At 41.6% G+C, this 19,325-nt stretch carries 10 protein-coding genes; 5 read left to right on the top strand and 5 right to left on the bottom strand.

The window, feature by feature from the left end:
• Positions 1-34 precede the first annotated feature (34 nt).
• From B3P16_RS02570 to B3P16_RS02550, 5 genes are all read right to left on the bottom strand, one after another.
• Positions 35-1,015, bottom strand: a complete 981-nt coding sequence (locus B3P16_RS02570; protein ID WP_120336608.1) for a family 43 glycosylhydrolase — start codon at positions 1,013-1,015, stop codon at positions 35-37.
• Positions 1,016-1,081: 66 nt separating this feature from the next.
• On the bottom strand, positions 1,082-1,813 hold the full coding sequence (locus B3P16_RS02565) for a DUF3823 domain-containing protein (protein ID WP_286841251.1): 732 nt from the start codon (positions 1,811-1,813) through the stop codon (positions 1,082-1,084).
• Positions 1,814-1,823: 10 nt separating this feature from the next.
• A complete protein-coding gene (locus tag B3P16_RS02560; RefSeq protein ID WP_075991602.1) occupies positions 1,824-3,797 on the bottom strand; it encodes a RagB/SusD family nutrient uptake outer membrane protein in 1,974 nt (657 codons plus the stop codon).
• Positions 3,798-3,815: 18 nt separating this feature from the next.
• Positions 3,816-7,013, bottom strand: a complete 3,198-nt coding sequence (locus tag B3P16_RS02555) for a SusC/RagA family TonB-linked outer membrane protein (RefSeq protein WP_286841249.1) — start codon at positions 7,011-7,013, stop codon at positions 3,816-3,818.
• Between the two features lie 259 nt (positions 7,014-7,272).
• The gene (locus tag B3P16_RS02550; RefSeq protein ID WP_286841247.1) at positions 7,273-9,876 is read right to left on the bottom strand and encodes a galactose oxidase; all 2,604 of its coding nucleotides are present in this window, start codon (positions 9,874-9,876) and stop codon (positions 7,273-7,275) included.
• Between the two features lie 285 nt (positions 9,877-10,161).
• Between B3P16_RS02550 and B3P16_RS02545 the strand changes: the two genes are divergently transcribed.
• The 5 genes from B3P16_RS02545 (at position 10,162) to B3P16_RS02525 (ending at position 19,319) form a co-directional block, all read left to right on the top strand.
• Positions 10,162-11,991 (top strand): right-handed parallel beta-helix repeat-containing protein, encoded by a 1,830-nt coding sequence (locus B3P16_RS02545; RefSeq protein ID WP_286841245.1) that lies wholly within the window; start codon positions 10,162-10,164, stop codon positions 11,989-11,991.
• A 33-nt stretch (positions 11,992-12,024) separates the two neighbouring features.
• Positions 12,025-13,626 carry a sulfatase gene (locus B3P16_RS02540; protein WP_286841244.1) on the top strand — a complete coding sequence of 534 codons (1,602 nt, stop codon included), beginning with the start codon at positions 12,025-12,027 and terminating at the stop codon, positions 13,624-13,626.
• 627 nt (positions 13,627-14,253) lie between these two features.
• Positions 14,254-14,844 carry an RNA polymerase sigma factor gene (locus tag B3P16_RS02535; RefSeq protein WP_182982458.1) on the top strand — a complete coding sequence of 197 codons (591 nt, stop codon included), beginning with the start codon at positions 14,254-14,256 and terminating at the stop codon, positions 14,842-14,844.
• 83 nt (positions 14,845-14,927) lie between these two features.
• Entirely contained in the window at positions 14,928-15,944 is a 1,017-nt protein-coding gene (locus B3P16_RS02530) for a FecR family protein (RefSeq protein WP_286841241.1), read from the top strand.
• Between the two features lie 24 nt (positions 15,945-15,968).
• A complete protein-coding gene (locus B3P16_RS02525; protein ID WP_286841239.1) occupies positions 15,969-19,319 on the top strand; it encodes a SusC/RagA family TonB-linked outer membrane protein in 3,351 nt (1,116 codons plus the stop codon).
• Positions 19,320-19,325 lie beyond the last annotated feature (6 nt).

Genomic DNA, 19,325 nt, shown 5'->3' with positions numbered 1-19,325 from the left:
TTTTTTGGCAACATATCGTCTTCGTGTCCATCGATTATTTGGGACCTGTCAATAATCCAGTCTGCTTTACCTTCTTGATACTACCGTCCTTATTGTACTCCAAGCGGTCTACGCAGATGGAACGAAGCCAATCGTTGAATTCGCCATTTTTTTGTGACAATTCACTGTTATGGTAAAAAGCGTACCATTTACCTTTAAACTTGACAATGGAGCCATGGTTTGTATAGCTATTCGTCGGATCCATATAGATGCCCATTGATTTCCATGGTCCCATTGGACTATCACTTACCGCATAGCGCATACGGTTATCTCCTTTTACTCCATCTTTCCAGTTCTCATCGTGATTGTCAGAATAGGACAGATAATATTTCCCATTATACTTGTGTACCCACGAAGCTTCGTGAAAATCTTCCAAACCTTCCATCTTTTGCAATTCACCATCAATCTCCATCATATTGTCTTTGAGCTTACCCGCTTTACAGACACCACCGCCCCCCTGATAAAAATAGGCCTGTCCATTATCATCGATAAAGATATGCGGATCAATAAGTGCTTCGGCCCCCTTTACATAGCCCTGTACCACAAAATCCTTTGCTGGTGATTTACTCGTAGCTACACCAATTTTCCAGGTCTTGTTCCACTCGGTACCACTTGGGTGTGGAAAATAAAAATAATAAGTACCATTTTTATAGACACAATCCGGGGCCCACATAAATCCACCTTCTTTTCTACCCCATGGGACTTGTGAGGCGCGTAATATTTCGCCATGATCGGTCCATGTTTTCATATCCGCAGTCGAAAACACATGATACTGATCCATCAGATCGCAACCTTGAGGCGGAGCAATATCATGTGAAGCATACACATACAGGCGGCCATCGGCCCATACCCGTGCCGAAGGATCTGCGGTATACATATGTTTGATAAATGGATTATCTTGCGCCTGCAAGTGTGTGGCAAAAAATAATGTCATGCCCAATAGGCATCTGGAACCTGCTTTGATAAATTGTTTCATCCGAATAATTATTTAGTATTGAGTAGTAGCGGGCACCAAGTCCCGCTCATTGTTTAGATTCTTTACTTAAGGTACTTTAATAACCTCCACTTCCGAATAATTGAATTTTTCGTAGGTGTCGCGCACTTTTGCACCCATCCGTACATAATAGGTGTACCCTGATTTCAATGGAATATCCTTGATCGTATAAGTTTCCTTTCCTTCTCCGGTCTGCATATTGCCAATATTTTCCCAGTTTTGATTGATCAATGCGCGATATTCATCCTTATAATACGCATCAATACGGTTGCCAGCCCCACAGTATGGTGTCAGACTCAGGAATGGGCGAACCTCAATCACTTGCGGCAATCCACCTGTAATAGGTGCGGCAAGCGTACAGGAGATTTCCAGTTTATTTTCGGCTTTTAAGGTCCACTTCACATTTTTGATCTGTAGGTAGGGTGTCACCTCAAAGTTTTGCTCTGCATTAGCACCCAGTTGGTAACCTTCGATCTTCTGTGCTGGCCAAAATGCACCACCATAGGGCTGGAGGGTATACGTTGCCTGAAAGAGTTTTGTATGGTTATACGATCCGTCCTGCTTGACGGCAATATCCTGCGGTGCGGGATTGTCGCTCCAACTGGTTTCTAGCAAACGGATGCTAAATTCGCCCTGTCCGGTCAGGAAGGGTTTATTCGTTACCTTATCAATGACCTGCCCTTTTATACTCGCATTCGGGCCATCGTAATTATCTGTTTTCGAACAGGCATTTAAAAATAATAAGCCTGTCAATGCTGTAAATAAATATATCGTTCTCATTTCCGCTCAGTTAGTAAATAGGGTTCTGTGGATATAGATTAGGGTTTTTGTTCAGTTCTCCACCCGGAATAGGTTCATAATACCATTTCTTTTCAAAGTTGAACGTCTTGTTCCAAGGTTCCTTTTCGCGAATAAAAATAAAGGAGTTGATCCGTTCGCCGCCCGGAGCATATTTCAGTTCATCCAATACAAGGTAAGGCATCAGCGAATTGGGTACAAAGTTGTTGAGCTCCACATCTGCAATGCGCCATCTCCGCATATCCCACCAATGGTGATTTTCAAAGCAAAGTTCACGTTCGCGCTCCTCACGTATAAATTGCAGATTTCCATCCAAGGGATAACCATATTTACCGGAGAGGTTTGCCGAAGCAGCTGTATAGAGATAAGGCTTGGCACCAGCACGATTACGGATCTGCGCGATGTATTGAAATGCTTCCTGTTTAAGTGCTTCATCATTTTTGATCAGGCCAAGTTCATAAGCAGCTTCTGCCTTATTCAAAAGTATCTCAGCGAGCCTAAAGACCTTCCAGGGTTGTGTACTGTTATATAACTTCACATCCTTGGTAGACATTTTATAGTTAATGTATTTACGGATGTAAAATCCAGTTCGGGTATTGTTGGCATGTCCATCTTTCCACATGCCATGCTCGCCTGTTATGTTGATCTTCGTACCATTGTAATCAAACAGACTATTTTTGGGGCCAGCCAAGATTCGATTTGACTCGCTATTTATCGCCGCAGTACCCGCGCCCATCTGTGCATCAGCAGCCTTACCGGGAAAGGTTTTGTAGAGTCCACGCTGAATATCAAAACTCCGTCTTTCGGCGCCTTCGCGCAATTCCATTCCCGAGAAGTAAAATGTGGCCCGCTGACGAGGTTCCAAATCGGCATACAGCTGTTTACGGTCCGTATAGCGTACTGGTTTTCCACCGGCATCAGTGATTGGAAGTTCACCGAATAACTCCACGACATTCAATACGGGATATGCCGCAGACTCATTGTCACTCGAAAAGGTCGGATTGGGTAAATGCGTAGCGTCATAGCTATGTTTGAGACGGTTGTTGTGTGGTGCGGTCAGACTATACTCCTTGATCAGAATATCTTCAGGGCTGTCTAAGTCCAAAAACAAATTTACGTAGTTGAGTTCCTTATCCTGTGCATTTTTATTGTACAGACTGTACGGTCCTGCCAGCACGGTTGTTGCAGCATCATAAGCCTGTTTGAAGAACCATTCCGCTTCTTCCTTTTTGATACCTACCAACTGCTTGTCTGTGGCATCGCCAGAGAGATTGCTATACGAACTATATTTAGCAATACTACCGGCATACAACATGGCGCGGGAAAGTAGAGCTGCTGCCACATATTTGTTGGCGCGGCCACGTTCGCTGCTTCCAGACATCATTGAAATAGCCACCTGCAAGTCTTCATTGATAAAATGATAAACCTCAGATTCTTTATTTCTGCTAACCAAGAGCTGTTCTTTATCGGCTGTTGGATCCTGCACGTCTTTTATAATAGGTACCCCACCGTAGCGCTTAACCAAAGCAAAATAATAGAAAGCCCGTAGGAAATGGGCTTCCCCAAAGATCTGGTTGTACCCCTGCTCGGTATAATTGGCTTTGTATTTAGGTAGGCCTGCAATCAGGGTATTGACATTCCGGATGCGATCATATGGCCAGTAACCAAAGCCCTGTGCCCCAGCTACCCCCCAAAATTGTCCGGTCATCTCGCCACTCATGGCCGCAAGCGTTTCCGAATTTTGCCAATAATTGTCCCATCTAAATCCTCTTTCAGGATGATATACAAAGTCTTCTATGGGCAGATAGCTGTACATTCCAGCGACATATTTACGTGCTCCAGCCTCATTTCCAAAAAGCGCATCTTCACCTAATACCCCTAGTGGATCCAGATCCATTTTTTTACAGGATTGCATGCCCGAGCACAGAAAAAGGCCAATGATTGCTATAGCGATTGATTTTTTCATGTTTTGTTCGTTTTGAGATTAAAATTTAATGGATGCTCCAATGTTGTAGGTTTTATTGATGGGATATTTGTACACATCAATATCACCCGATGAAGAACCTCCGGCAGATCCTGGGTGCTCGGGATCGGTATATTTGAGACCTGTCCATGTCAACAGGTTATAAGCACTCGCATAGATCCTTAGATTTTTTATTTTTAATATCTTCAACCATTGTTGCGGGAGAGAATAACCCAGTTCTAAGGTTTTCAGACGCAGATAGGAGGCATTTTGAACTGCCCGGGTTCCTTCGGCCATGGCAGAGCCAGTAGAAGGATAATATCCAGCAAGCCATTGTGTGCTTGGGTTAAATAGATCGGCACCGGCATCAACTGGTCTCCAACGGTCCAAAAACTGCGTCAAAGCACCACCGTCAAACTGCAGTGGTCCTGCCAGTACCTCACTATACTGTACATACACTTTTGCAGCACCCTGAAAATTCATCGTTAGATCCAGACCCCGCCACGATCCTCCTAACGTAAAACCATAGTTGATCAAAGGCATATTGTACGTTGCAATAGGATGATTGTCGGCATCGTTGATCACTCCATCGCCGTTCCAGTCCTGATAGTAATAATCACCAGGCAATGTGCCGCTGCTTACCAATGTTGGGTGGTTATAAATCTGTTCATACGATCCAAACTGTCCGGCGTACTCCTTGCCCCACCAGATATCCTTATTACGATTAGAATAGCGGTTACGCCAGTTGTCATACGAATTACCCGCTTTTGATTCTACGCGGTTTACAAATTGACTCTTGGTAGAAGAGACCTGCGCATTAATAAAATAATTGAAATCATTGATCTTATTGCGATGTGTCAAAGAGAGCTCATAGCCGAACGTGCGATCGCTTTCCAGATTTTCCTGCGGTAGGTTGGCACCAACAGTACCAGGGATCAAGTCAAGGCTTGTCGCTAGAAGGCCTGAGCGATTACGGTTAAAATAATCAAAAGTCAAGCCCAGCTTGCCGTTCCATAGATCCATATCCAAACCCACGTCAGCAGTTTTGGAAGTATACCAGGTGAGATTAGGGTTGGGAATTGCAGTAGGCAGGGCCCCATTCACAAGGTTTCCACCAAAGATCCATCCCGTTTCATTGGGTTCCAGTGCATAACCAACGATGGTTGAAGGGTAATTACCTGCCGAACGGTCATCTCCGAGCTTACCATAGGATGCCCTTATTTTTAAGTTATTGATAAAATTGTAGTTGTTTTTAATAAACCCTTCTTCGCTGATACGCCAACCCACCGAGGCTGCCGGGAAAAATCCCCAGCGTGATTCTTTTGGAAATTTAGATGAGCCATCATAACGAAAACTAAATTCGGCAATGTATTTACCTAAGTAATCGTAATTGAACTTACCGACCAAACCTCGTGCTGTACGTTCGCCAATACCTTCCATATTTGCCAATTGGTTCTTGTCCTCACCAGCAAATAGATATTCCGAATTGACCATGATCTCCCGCTGTGCATAGAAGCTATCCCATTTGTTATATTCTTCGACGAAAAGCAACAAACCGGAGACCTGGTGTTTTTCGGCAAAACGACGGTTATAATTCAACGAGAACTGCATCAGGGAATGTGTATCCGGATAGGAACTCCGCCTCACGGTCGTAGGAGCATTTTTCTCATGTGCATTATACTTTTCAGGGGTTATAATCTGGCCGTTACCATCATAGACAGGTGGTGTATAGCTATATAAAAAATAGGACTTTTTGAAATCCGTATTGTCACTGTACTTGAAATCATAATTATAGGTTGCCTTCGCATTTAAGCCTTCCACAAAGGGTACTTTATAGTCTAAAGAGATAATACCGTTGAATTGCTTACGTAAAAATTTACGATAGCCAGTCTGTTTGGAGTCCGTTACCACGACCGGATTTTCGTTATCGATCATCTCAAAATTCGGATAAAGGGGATTGTCGTTGACATAGATCGGCACAATAGGTCTTTGTCTCCAGGCCTGTTTGTAGACGGCCCAGATATCCGTACGTGGTTGGTTGGTCTCATCGGCATACCCGCCCACATCCAAAGACGCTTTCAGACGATCTGTGATCTGCGCATCAATGTTGGAGCGAAAATTCCAGCGATTATAGTTGAGACTCTTGCTTTTGTAAGCACCCATCTGATCCATATGGCCCAGGTTGAAGAAATAATTAACTTTCTTGCCGCCACCGTTGATGGAAAGATTGTGCTGGTATTGCGGTGATACTTTGTCAAATGCCGCATCGACATAATTGGATGTCTTTTTTGTGCCGTTCTGATACGCTTCAAAATCTGCCGGTCCAAAAATATTAGGCATCTTCGCCGGATAATTACTATTAAAATCGCGGCCTATCTGTTCATTTTTAAGCTGCATATAGGCAAGGGCATCCACCGTATTGGGAACATAAAGAAACTTTTGCCAGGCACGATTATAGGAATAGTTTATTTCAAAGTTTCCATCTTCATTGCTTCCCCGGCGTGTGGTCACCAAAAGAACACCATTCGCCGAGCGCACACCGTAAACAGCTGCTGAAGCATCCTTTAATACGGATACACTTTCGATTTCATTGGCATCCATGCGTGACAGATAATCTTTATCACGGGGGATTCCGTCAACCACAATCAGGGGCTCACCCATTCCGCGGATGTCAATATTTGATTCAAACGATCCCGGTTGGCTCGACTGTTGGCTGATACGGACACCGGGCATCTTACCGGCTAACATATTGACCACATTTTCATTTTTTGTTACTGTGATTTCTTTATTGTTCACCGATGATATCGCCCCTGTTAACGAAGCCTTTTTCTGCGTGCCATATCCCACAACCACGACCTCTTCCAAGCTTGTATTATCTTCGTTGAGCAACACATCCATGAGGCGTTGTTGCCCAACGATCATTTCAGTCTTGCGGTAACCGACAAAAGTGATCACGAGTTTATCTCCCGGCGATGCGCTAATCTTGAAGCGTCCCTGACCATCAGACGATGTTGTCTGCCCGGTACGGAGGTCTGTAATGGAAGCCCCAGCGATCGGCTTATCCTTTGAAGTCTGCACCTTACCTTCGATCTGCTGTTGCTGCGCGATGGTTGCCATTGGAGACAATAGCAGCAGCGAGGACAATGCCCACTGCCAAGGGTAACTACGGAGCTTGTTCCACGGCAGTGGCCTTTCATTAAAAATGAAGTTTGTTTTCATGTATTGTTTTAAATTGGTTATTGAATTATGTATTAGGTTTATGTATTTAGGGAGGACCTGTTTGCTACAAACAGTCCATTACCGCTATTCCCTAGGGAAGAGTTGAAGATAATTTTTCGCTTTCATTTGATTGGTTATTAAGTATGAAAACGAATATATTGGCGAGGGGTATAATAGAAGATTAACAGAAGATTAACAGGCATCCAAAAACACCATTAACAACTGTATATCAACACATTAAAATTTTAAATATTTTTTCTTAATCTAGACAGTCTTTAAAACTTTTGGGGTAAGCTTCACCATATAAACGAGCGTAGATCTGACAGAAATTCTCATAGCACTGTAAGGCCAGGCTGTGATAGCCCAGCTGTAACAAGGAACGACATTTATGAATCATCGCCTCCTCATTGATTTCATCAAAATAGAATATCTTATTGCAGATCTCAATAATCAGTTCAGCATTATCCTGCACATTCAGATTTTCAATAAAATTGCCCAACGTTGTGAGCACCAGAATAGACATTTCACTTTTAAAATTATCGAGCCACTCATAGTCCACTTCGAAAAGGAAGCCTCCTTTGTCAATTATATCGAGTAATTCTCTAATTTCAGTTTCTGTAAAATATTTTTTATTGGATACCATCCTGCTGAAGCGGAGGTAATCGATATATACTGTATCCATTGGCTCAATGCACCAGTAACCACTTTTTTTGGTCACCCTAAAATCACCCAATTGCTCGAGTAAACTATTGAGCTTGGCGATGTTCACTGATCGATTATTTCGCGCACTGGACTGGCTCTTATCGGACCAAAATAGCTCAGTCAGCTTCTCTGAGCTAATTCCCCGCTCCCATCGTACGGTATAGAGAATAAAAATCAGCAGCATTTCTTTAAGCAATGGCGAAAACTTCTTGGTGATTTCTTTTCCACCAAGATCCACAATCTGTAAGTCGCCACCGAAAAGGTAGATTCCGGCGCCATGTCGGGTTTCAAATCCCTTGGCCACTTTCTTGGGTTGCGGAAGATCTACCAATTGCCCGCTCTTATCTTGTTCAGTCTCCTTCAAGGGACCTGCTTGTAGGTGCGGCTCTCCTATTTTATCAGTTTCCATGACGGAAATAGTTTGTTTTTTTTGCTTGCTTATTTTTCGATACCACCAGATCAAGAGCGATAATCCCATTACAGCGAGGGCATAAAGGCAGTATTTAAGCAGCGCAGGCTTAGCCAAAGGTATTATACCCTGCTCAGACGGTAAAGGGGGAGCCAGCAAAGTATAAATCGTTGCCTTAGTCAAATCGGTCTTATCATCATAAAACAAGGTAACTGCAACGAAGGACTTAGATTTCGGCGCATAATAGAGATCGGCAAAAGAACGGATGTCATGAAAATCGAAGGGTATACTGCTCCCCAGAAACTGGTATTGTGTCCCTTTGAGGCTGCCTGCCACCAGTTGTAAATGTGTTTTGAATCTATTGTTCGGGAAAATCAATCCATAAAACAGTCCACTACTATCTTCAACGACCAGACTATTGGCCCATACCATATCGGCGAATGCAGATGAAAATTCGTAAACTTTTAGAGACTTGCGGTTTTTAAAATCAAGCTTAAGAAAATCATTTGAAATGCGGGGATTCAACATTTGATCTCCTGTGGAACTGCCGTAACCACCGGCCAGGTATACCCCATCCTTTCCCTGCCCCATTCCCGCAAGATAATGCGGAAAAATTTCATCACCTGTAAAAGGAATGCTATCCCAAGATTGTGTGGGCAGATGATAACGCAATACGCCCGCTTTGTATTTAAAATGTCCATAGCCCCCGATCATATAGATACTCGTGTCGGACGAATTAAAATATTTGTTGAACAGCCAATAGTTTGTGCCTACAGCAGGAAAATCAAATTGTTTATTCCATGTTCGACTGGTGGAATCATAAGCAGCAACGATTTTTTGGTCGATGGAGATATTCAGGACGTTCTTTTTGATCGGATCAAAAAGCGATTGGCTACCATTGACAAGCAAAAGCTTGCCATCCGCATATTCCTGCGAACGTAAGTCACTACCACCAATTTTACTGATCATTAAACGCTTATTTCCAACAAAAAACAGTGTTTCTTCATTTTTGTCAAAGGCCACACTAGCTTGCCCTTCCAGTGTAAAAGAAGACTGTGTTTTCCATTCACTACGTTGCCGCTTGATCCAGATCGGATTACCGATTTCTGCTGTGCTCTTTTTTTGTTCATCTAAACTCTTGGTCCCTGAAGACTCATCCAATGGCCAATAGTATTTAAGTTTACCATTATCAGCAATTCGAATATCCTTTAAGCGCATGGGGGGAACATCCATCGTTTGGAAGTTTTTCATCATATTTGCACCAAAAACGAGCTTAAACTGAGGCGCAAACTGTTTATTGAGCCGATAGGAATACCGGGCCGTTCCAACCTGAAAATAAAGCTCCTTTTTATCCATATCGAGCTCGAGGCGCATTGGCGTCCAGTTATAATACAACTGTAAGGCTGTGATATTGAAAGATACCGGTGTAAAGTCCTCCCCCACTACCAATTTAAAATGTTTGTCCTGATCAAGCCGCCGATCGTATATCAAATCGATATTGACACCATCATCCGAAATCAGTCGAAAGATATAACCAAAATAATCCTGTTGGAGTGGCAAAAAGGAAAGATCGAACGAAACAGACAGTTTATGTTGAAAAGAAATAGATTCCTTGGTACCGATCTGCAGGCTAGTCCGCTTATCGGCTTCCATGTTGTGGCTGGCAAATTCTAACCCATATTGCGCCGATCCAATCTGACAGATCAGTACAAACCATAAAACCAGAAAAAGATGTCTTGATTTTTTCTTCACAATTTAGATTAAGCCTGATCTCAAAAATATAAAATTTTAAATAGAAATCTAAAATTTCTGCAACTATTACCGCAGTGGGTGTAGCGATCTTTTGCCTAGCAACAAATTTCTTCTTCATCGTGTATTTTGCTTCCATTTATGCGTAAAACCATATTTTCACATGCGTAAAAAAAACGCTACGCTTCACGACTTAATTTGGATGTTGAACGATTATCCCTATATTCGACAAGCTAAATCCCATAGGGAAATTGTGCGATATAAACCAATTTATCAAAGCAGGACATCATGAACATCCTAAAACCTTATTTGCTTATCCTTCTCCTATCATTCATGTATTTTGACAGCCTTGCGCAGTCCGCAGCAAAGATTATCGATCTTTCCACCTATGGTGTTGTTCCCAACACGGGCAACAATAGTACCGCATTGATCAATAAAGCTATTCAATCCGTCTTCAGCAAGATTGGCAAGAAAGAACCTATTATTTTAAAATTCAAAAAGGGACGTTATGACTTTCATCCAGAAGGGGCACTAATCCGCGAATACTACATCTCCAATCACGATCAGGACAACCCCAAGACCGTAGGTATGGCATTTGAAAATTGCGACAATATCACAATTGATGGACAAGGATCAGACTTTATCTATCATGGCCGCATGTTACCAATTGCATTGATTGAAAATAAAAACCTCACTTTGAAAAATATCCACATCGATTTTGAGCGTCCCCAGATCTGCCAGGTCAAGATTTTACAAAACGATACAATCAACGGTACAATTACTTATCAAACTGCACCTTGGGTAACCTATACGATCAAAGACAGTATATTTTACAATACCGGTGAAGGCTGGCAACTGAGACCGACATCGGGGATTGCCTTTGAAGAAAAGACCAAACGCATTGTCTATAATACAAGCGATATTCGCGTGGGCACAACCAAAGTGAAAGAGCTCTCTCCGGGTATTATTCAAGCGCAGCAATGGAAGAACAGCAAGCTTATACCGGGTACCGTCGTTGCCATGCGCGCTGGATTTCGTCCCAACCCGGGCGTATTTGTGCATAAAGGAAAAAATATACGACTTGAAAATATCGCCGTCCATTACGCCGAAGGCATGGGTTTGTTAGCTCAATTAACGGACAACATCACATTGGAAGGTTTCCGAATTGCACTTCGCAGCGATCAGGATCCCCGTTATTTTACGGCTCAGGCCGACGCAACACATTTTTCGGGTTGCAAGGGCATCATTGTATCGAAGAATGGACTCTATGAAAATATGATGGATGATGCCATCAATATCCATGGCACCTACCTGAAGATCACCAAACGACTAGATGACAAAACATTGATCGGTCGTTATATGCACGATCAATCCTACGGATTTGACTGGGGCTACCAGGGGGATACGGTCCAATTTATCCGATCCAGTACAATGGAACTCTGGGACCAGAAAAATAAGATCCAATCCATTAGCGTTTTACGCGAGAAAGCCTCAGATCCAATCCGCGAATTCAAGATTACTTTAAGTAATGCTATGGACCCAGCTATTGACCCAACAAAAATGGATATTGGCATCGAAAACCTTACGTGGACGCCACGTGTACTATTTAGTGGCAATACCGTACGCCACAATAGAGCACGAGGTGCTTTATTCAGTACACCCAAAAAGACCCTGGTAGAAAACAACCTCTTTGATCATACTTCAGGTACAGCTATTCTCCTGTGTGGCGATGCCAATGGTTGGTATGAAACTGGCAGCTGCCACGATATTCGCATCCGGAACAATACTTTCATCAATGCCTTAACCAATATGTTCCAATTTACCAATGCGATTATATCGATCTATCCAGAAATTTCGGATTTAAAAAATCAGCAGAAATACTTCCATAGCCATATCGTCATCGAAGACAACCGCTTTGAAACCTTCGATAAGCCTATTCTTTATGCCAAATCAGTCGATGGATTGGTCTTTCGCAACAACCAAATCAAGACCAATAAGGAATACCCTGCATTTCATTGGAATAAAAAGCCCTTATTTTTTGAACGTGTCGCAAATAGCAGTATTTCAAACAATACGGTAAATGGCAAACAAAGTGATTTACAAACGTTCGATCAATAACATGTCCCGATATTTAAACTATAAACTGTCCCTATGTTATTTCACAAAAACAATTTATCATTCACCCTTGTGGTGTTATTTATCGGTATGTATGTAGGAGGCCATGCGCAAACTGTCAACCGAACTAAAGTTAAGCAGAAGCATCAATCGGTATCCACAACAGAACGCCCCAATATTGTCGTGTTTTTTGTGGATGACCTCGGTTGGCAGGACATGTCCGAACCATTTTACAAGGTCAAAACACCAATCAACGAAAAGTTTCATACCCCCTATCTGGAAACATTAGCCAAAGAAGCCATTAAATTTACCAATGCATATGCAACACCGGTGTGCACACCTTCCCGGGTGAGCTTTCTGACCGGTTTAAATGCTGCTCATCATCGTGTCACCAATTGGACCCATCCCAAGGCTGACACCCCGACCGATAGCAGAGATGAATTGTTGAATCCACCGGATTGGAATATCAACGGACTAAGCCCTGTGCCCAATATACCACATACGATATATGCTACTCCATTTCCAAGCATCCTTAAGGCCAATGGTTACTATACCATTCATGTGGGTAAAGCACATTGGGGATCTGCCGGAACTCCTGGTGCCAGCCCTTTAAATTTGGGCTTTATGGTCAATATTGCAGGACACTCCGCTGGGCACCCACAAAACTACTATGGCGAGCAGAATTACGGTAACCTTCCTGGCAAAGCAGGTTATCAGGCAGTTCCCGACCTTATGGAATATCATGGCACATCCACATTTCTAACGGAAGCCTTAACCCGGGAGGCGCTGAAGGCACTGGAGGAGCCTATACGCCGTAAGGAGCCTTTTTTCCTTAATTTTTCCAACTATGCGGTGCATGTCCCGATCCAACCCGATCCACGTTTTGTGCAAAAATACCTCGATCGTGGCTTAGATTCCACTGAAGCAGCTTATGCTTCACTGGTCGAAGGTTATGACAAAAGTGTGGGTGATATCGTTCAATTTCTTAAAGACAAAAACCTATACGATAACACCGTCATTATTTTCCTTAGCGACAATGGCGGACTTAGCCTCAGCCCAATGCGCTCCGGACCAAGCCATACACAGAACCTACCATTAAAAGCTGGGAAAGGGTCGGTTTACGAAGGTGGAATCCGGGTTCCTCTGTTGATCAAACAGGCCAAGCAGCACTCTGCAAGCACAGATGCTACCCCTGTTATGGTCGAAGATCTCTTTCCAACGATTCTCAGTTTAGCCAAAATAGATCGCTATCGGCTCGTACAGGAAAAACCAGATGGAAAAAATCTTTTGCCATTAATGGAAGGTAATAGGTCCGACAATTGGAACAGCCGGCCATTGGTATGGAATATCCCCAACAAGTGGACAGTGCCAGACGGCCCTGGAATCAACTTTTTCTCGGCAATAAGACAAGGTGATTATAAGTTGCTTTACGACATGAAAAATGGGAAGCTTGAACTTTACAACCTGCAGCAAGATATCGGTGAACTCAACAACCTTGCCCCAAAAATGAAGGGAAAAACCATTGAGCTCAGCAAATTACTTTCGGATCAGCTCCGGACCTGGAAGGCTCAGTTGCCGACCTACAAAGCTACGGGACAGCAGATCCCCTATCCTGATCAAATTAAGCCGATGGATTAAGGGGGCTGCTTGGATGATTTATACAACGAAGCCCCGAAAGTACATATCGGGGCTTCGCTGGTTTATCCTCTCCTCCGAGGATACGATTTAGCAAAATATGTCGCTATCCATGACAACTATCCTTTTTTCTCTTTTTTTGCAGATTCAATCAGTTCACGCATTTCTAACTTAATGTAATCGACATTAGGGGTCGATCCTGTTGAATTAATTTGGTCGTCGGCTCTTATCTAAAAACCTCTCCATAAAGATTTATTAATTTAAAATATTATTAAACCTTGACAATAAAAACCGAATTTTTTATTGCCCTGCAAGCATAAAACAAGATAAATTTCAGTACTCATCCAAAAACAAATGTACTTTTGACTATTTATTCGAAAAATTAAAAGTGAATTCTATTTTAATTTTATTCAACCTAATTTTGAGTTAACTACGGCTCAAAAACCAATTTCTTATGAATATAAGCCCAAATGATGATGTCAAATGTTTAATGAATTTCAAAAGATTAAATACAAAAAATAAAAAATACTTACAGATCTTGACCTTATTTAATAAAATCTGTAATATTGAAAAAAAGTTACATTCCTCAACCCGACCAATCTAAGGAATTCGACTTCACACTATCATATCATGAAAAACGATAAATATCCAGCTCATAATGATGCAAGCTTGTTAGCTCGGCTCCGAGAAGGCGATTTAGAGGCTTTCAATATTTTGTATGATAAATATTGGTCTTTACTTTTAGATGAATCTTACAAAAGGCTCGAAGATTTGGCTTCCTGTGAAGAGATTGTTCAGGATGTATTTATTGAACTTTGGGAACACTGTCCCAGTAGAGAAATTCACAACCTGAAATCCTACCTCATTGCATGCATGAAATACAAAGTCTTTGAAACCTATAAGAAAAACAAACGCAGAAATATCCTTATCGAAGAAAATCATCACCTTTATCGAAGTTATGAAATTCTGGAAGGAGATCAGTATGCCGAAAAGGATTTAAAATCTTTAATTGAACAATGGGTAGCCCATCTCCCACAAAAAAGAAAAGAAATCTTTAAAATGAGATACTTAGATGGACTTACCACAAAAGAAATTAGTGATTTGACAGAAACTTCCCAAAATACAGTTCAAAATCACCTCGGAGTATCAATTCAAAAATTAAAAAAACTTGTTATCCAACATTTTTTGACCCTACTCTTAATTTTATACAACTGTAAATAAGCAAATTACAAATAAACACCAATTTAGACTAGTACATTTTTCCCTTTTAGGGGCACTATTTAAGTGAACATTGTACTAATCATATGCAATATCCTAACCAAGAGCTCGAAAAGCTAATTGACAAATACTTAAAAGGCGAAGCCAATTCGGAAGAAATAGACGTCGTGGAACGTTTTTTTGATTCATTTTCATCCCGACCGAATTTAATCAAAACACTACCCGATCATGTACAGAAAGCACTCAAAGCACGCATTCATGGCAGAATTATAAAGAAACTGACTCGGAGGAATCAGAAAACATTCAATTTCCCTAGAATTGCAGCAGCTGCAGCTATCCTCTGTATCGCTTTTACATCTCTTTATCTTTACAAAATTGCGCAACCAAACAATCGAGAAATTACGCTAACAAACGGACAACAGCAGCGAATTGTTCTAGAAGATGGTACAAAAGTTACACTTAATGCTTCGAGCAAAATAATCTATCCCGCCTCATTCAAAGATTCCAGCACACGTGAAGTTACTTTGATTGGGGAAGCATTTTTCGATGTCGCCAAAAATCCATCCAAGCCCTTCCTTATTCATACACCAAGAATGGAAATTAGCGTACTGGGAACCGCTTTCAATGTGCGCGATTATGCCGAAGAAAATAATGCCCAAACAGCTTTGGTACGTGGCAAAGTATCCATTTGGAAAAAAGGACCTGACAATCAGAAATTTATATTAAAGCCCAAAGAAAAGTTTGTGATCAGAAAGGTATATGGAGTTGAAAAGGAATTCCCATCTACAACTACTAAAACCGCATCGGCTCCCATGGCAATAGCTATTCAGCCATTTTCAATTTCTGAAAGTGACGGATCCGCCTTAGAAACCGAATGGTTATTAAATCGGATTACCATTCAAGATGATAGATTACTGGATATCGCCTTAAAACTTGAGCGCATGTATGGCGTGGAAATTAAAATTACAAACAAAGCAGTTGCCAACCAACGCTACTCAGCAACATTCGAAAACGAACAACTAGAAAATATCCTAAAAGCATTACAAACTGTCAATTACTTTCAAATTAAAAAAACGGGGAAAAATCAAATACAACTACTCTAAAAACAATCAACCTATATAACTCACATGAACAAAACAAAACCCAAATTTAGAAAAGAGTCGAGATTGGCTTTACTGCTCATTTGTCTTAGCGCCATGCATATACAGAGCTTCGCCTATTCTCAAACTGAAAAAATTGATGTCTCCGTCCAGGGGGGAAAACTCGAAGATGTATTTCAAACAATCAATGACAAGAGCAAATACAAAATGTTCTTTAGCAAATCGACTCTCCCAAACTCGACAATCAATATTGTTGGAAAGAAAATCAGTGTAAAAGATCTTCTTTCCCAGTCTCTGGCCGGGAGCAACCTAACATGGGAAGTATTGGACAATGATATTATCGCTATAAAAGAAAAAAAACAGAATCAGCAACACATCGCGGGCCAAGTAGTCAATGAAAATGGAACGCCTTTGGCAGGAGTATCTGTTATCATAAAGGACTGGCAAAAAGCAGAATACCGCAATATGCAAACGAGCACCGCAACGGATGTCAATGGACAATGGGGACTGCGTATTCCAAATGACGATGTCATTATTACTTTTTCTTTTATTGGTTATCAGAAGGTTGATATCACTGCGAAGCAGCTTATTGCCAATTCTACTCCTATTAAACTGAAACCGGAAGAAGGAAGCTTAGAAGAAGTGGTTGTTATTGGCTACGGTACGACAACACGTAGACTGAATACGGGATCAGTTGCTTCGATCACAGCGAAGGACATAACCTCTCAACCTGTAAGTAATCCCCTTGCCGCACTATCAGGAAGAATGTCCGGTGTATTGATCGCCCAAAACAATGGTGTGCCCGGAAGTGCTGTTCAGATTCAGATTAGGAATCAGGCGTCATTAAGTGGAACGACCTCAGGTTCAATACCGCTATACGTGGTTGATGGAGTTCCCTTTACCAATTTTAACGGCGGACAACCTGCAACGGATAACCTCAATTCATTTGGGATCTCAGCTTCTTCAGGCGGCTTAAGTCCCTTCAGCATGATTAATCCAGCGGATATTGAACGTATCGATGTCTTGAAAGATGCCGACGCTACAGCGATCTATGGTAGCCGGGGCGCAAATGGTGTCGTATTGATCACCACAAAAAAAGGATCTGCAGGTCGTACTCGCATTGGTGTCAACTTTAACACCGGATTTACCGAGGTCAACCACTTTATCCCTATGTTAAACCTAGAACAATATCTCACGCTAAGAAAAGAGGCTTTTGCTAATGCTGGAGTTACACCCACAGCCGATAACGCTCCAGATCTTATGTTATGGGATCAGAACAAATCGACAGATTGGCAGAAAATGCTGATTGGAAACAAAGGACATATTACCGACGTTCAAGCGAATATGTCTGGTGGGAACGAATCTACCCGCTTTTTCTTTAATTCGGGATATAGACGCGAGAGTACTGTTTTTTATGGGGATAGCAAAAACAGTCGCTTTACCTCACGGTTAAACTTAGATCACACCTCTTCTGACAAAAAATTCAATGCCGCTTTATCAGTTAGCTATGCCAACGACAATTCGGATATGCCTTCCTCTGATGTCACATCACTCTACAATTTGCCCCCCAATTATCCGATCTATGGTGACAATGGAAAATACTATTGGTTACCGTCATCAGCTTTTATTGACAACCCAATCGCCTTGCTCGAACGGAAATACTTTGGTAATACCAATAATCTGATCTCAAATGCCAATCTGAGCTACAAAATTATACCTGGACTGACAGCAAAAGCAAATTTTGGCTATACAATCACACAGTTGAACCAAAATAACCAACGGCCAATTACTTCCTTAAACAATACCGTTTCCAACCCGCTTGGTTCTTCTAGTTTCTCTAATACAAAGGCCGAAAATTGGATTATTGAACCGACATTGGATTATGTAAAAAGTATCGGCGAAGGTAAATTTACGGCATTAATTGGAACAAGTTTTCAGCAAAATTCATCCCGTTCACAGACAACCAATGGTTCTAATTATTCAAACGATGCACTTTTAGGTTCGCTCAGTGCCGCAGGATTATTCACTGCCAGCAATAACCTCGTATATTACAAATACAATGCACTATTCGGAAAAGTAAATTACGACTGGAAAGAGAAATATTTGTTTAATGGAACTTTTAGAAGAGATGGCTCATCTCGTTTTGGACCTAAAAACCGATTCGGAAATTTTGGAGCAATAGGGCTAGGATGGGTCTTTGGAAAAGAGGATTTTATACAAGATAATCTAACGTTTTTAAGTTTTGGTAAATTGAGAGCGAGCTATGGAACTACAGGTAATGATCAAATTTCAAATTACCTTTATCTTCCACTCTACTCTTCAACAACCGCGTATCTAAATAATCCTTCCATGAATATTGGAACACTTCCAAATGAATATATCAAGTGGGAAACAACCAAAAAACTGGAGTTTGCTTTAGATCTAGGTTTCTTGAAAGATCGAATTTTGTTTACTGGAAACTTTTTCAGAAATCGTTCTTCTGATCAGATAACTGATTTAGTTTTAAGTACTCAAACGGGCTACAACAGTTACAAAGAAAACCTACCGGCATTGATCCAAAATACAGGCTTGGAATTGGAGTTAAACACCACCAATATTACAAATGAAAATTTTACATGGAAAACATCTGCTAATTTCACGTTTTATAAAAACAAACTTGTCGAATTTCCTGGAATTGAAAACACATTTTATTCAAGTAGCTTTCTAGTTGGTGAGCCACTCAATATGGTCCGCTTGTATCACTATCAAGGTGTAGACCCCGCAACAGGAAGGGCGTTATACGAAGATCGCAATGGCGATGGGGCTATAACGGGCGATGACCGATACGTTGCTAACTTAGGTACACCTTTCTATGGCGGATTTAACAATACTTTTTCCTACAAAGGCTTCGAGCTTGGCGTATTTTTTCAATTTAACCACCGCTTTGGAGTAACTAAAATCCTCAATACAAGACCTGGTGCTATGCTCAACCAAAATGATTACTGGTTGGACAGATGGACACCAAATAACAGCAATACCAATATCCCCGGAGCAATTATCCCGACAGTACCCGCATCTTCAGCTGATGGAGTTGCATTAAGCAACTCTTATAATCAATATACCAGCTCTGATGCTGTCTATGGTGATGCTTCCTATATTAAATTGAGGTCTGTCAATTTATCTTACAACCTGCCCAAAAGCTGGACTTCGAAATTAAAAATGTCTAATTGTAATGTATTTATGCAAGGGCAAAATCTCTTTACTTGGGCCAAGAACAAATATGTCCTGGATACCGAAACGACCGTGCAAGGCGGTCCATCTGGTTTAGGAACTGGAACGATTGCCCAAGTATTGCCTCCATTGCGGACGATTGTATTTGGATTTAACTGTCAATTTTAAAACTAG

It is taken from the genome of Sphingobacterium sp. UBA7631, assembly GCF_002483935.1.
GTDB classification, from domain to species: Bacteria; Bacteroidota; Bacteroidia; order Sphingobacteriales; family Sphingobacteriaceae; genus Sphingobacterium; species Sphingobacterium multivorum.
This window is presented reverse-complemented; position numbering and strand designations above follow the sequence as displayed.

Coding starts and splice junctions, on each gene's coding strand:
- B3P16_RS02565 (WP_286841251.1), bottom strand. CDS start 1,813: ATGAGAACGATATATTTATTTACAGCATTGACAGGCTTATTATTTTTA.
- B3P16_RS02530 (WP_286841241.1), top strand. CDS start 14,928: ATGCAATATCCTAACCAAGAGCTCGAAAAGCTAATTGACAAATACTTA.
- B3P16_RS02535 (WP_182982458.1), top strand. CDS start 14,254: ATGAAAAACGATAAATATCCAGCTCATAATGATGCAAGCTTGTTAGCT.
- B3P16_RS02555 (WP_286841249.1), bottom strand. CDS start 7,013: ATGAAAACAAACTTCATTTTTAATGAAAGGCCACTGCCGTGGAACAAG.
- B3P16_RS02540 (WP_286841244.1), top strand. CDS start 12,025: ATGTTATTTCACAAAAACAATTTATCATTCACCCTTGTGGTGTTATTT.
- B3P16_RS02525 (WP_286841239.1), top strand. CDS start 15,969: ATGAACAAAACAAAACCCAAATTTAGAAAAGAGTCGAGATTGGCTTTA.
- B3P16_RS02560 (WP_075991602.1), bottom strand. CDS start 3,797: ATGAAAAAATCAATCGCTATAGCAATCATTGGCCTTTTTCTGTGCTCG.
- B3P16_RS02570 (WP_120336608.1), bottom strand. CDS start 1,015: ATGAAACAATTTATCAAAGCAGGTTCCAGATGCCTATTGGGCATGACA.
- B3P16_RS02545 (WP_286841245.1), top strand. CDS start 10,162: ATGAACATCCTAAAACCTTATTTGCTTATCCTTCTCCTATCATTCATG.